Annotated in this window: 1 protein-coding gene; it reads right to left on the minus strand. The window is 44.1% G+C overall.

Annotated features, from left to right (window positions below):
* Positions 1-150 precede the first annotated feature (150 nt).
* On the minus strand, positions 151-654 hold the full coding sequence (locus KIV40_RS34285; RefSeq protein WP_285353914.1) for a carbohydrate ABC transporter permease: 504 nt from the start codon (positions 652-654) through the stop codon (positions 151-153).
* Between the last annotated feature and the right edge of the window lie 160 nt (positions 655-814).

Genomic DNA, 814 nt, shown 5'->3' on the forward strand with positions numbered 1-814 from the left:
ACGGTAATCATCAGTACAATGAACAGAAAAATAACGGTGATCGCGGCTGCGTAACTTGTGCGGAAGAATTGGAACCCTTCGACATACATAAGGTGCAGTAATACTTCAGAGTTTTTACTTGGTCCGCCTTGGGTGAGCACCTCAACAGTATCAAACACTTGAAATGCTTTGATTGCAGAGATCACCAGCACGAAGAGCGTGACTGGCCCTAACATTGGCCATGTAATGAGTTTCCCAAACAATCGACATTGCGATCAACGTTCCCATTACTGGTAGGAAAAATGCAGTCCGATAGACACTTTTTCCACTAGGTCTTGCTTCGATTAGGATGGCGATAGCAAGGCCACCGATGACCGAAAATGGCAAAACGATACCGACATAAAGTAGGGTGTTTTTAAGTGCTTTCCAAAATGTGTCGTCATTGATTAGTTGGATATAGTTATCAATGCCCACCCAAGAGAAGCTGGTCATGCCAAGTTGCCAATCGGTAAATGACAAGGTAATGACGGCAATAATGGGGCCGATTAAGAACAGCATCATAAGTACCACTGCAGGCAGTGTGAGTAGCCAAGCACTTCGTTGCTCGCGCCTTTGCCCTAGGGTAAGTTTGTCTGCTTTTTGAGATGGAAGTGGCATTGCCATTTCTTGGGACATTTTATGCTGCCTCCATCATGATATCGATCTGTTGAATACGACTGCCATCTCGATTGAAGTACATGAGGTTTTCGATATTCATTTCGAGATAAATGGTATCGCCTTGTGTTAAGTAGGCAGCTCCTTTGGTTGAAACTTTGATGGCGATTTTGCCTTTTGA

The sequence above is a fragment of the Vibrio sp. D173a genome (assembly GCF_030248475.1).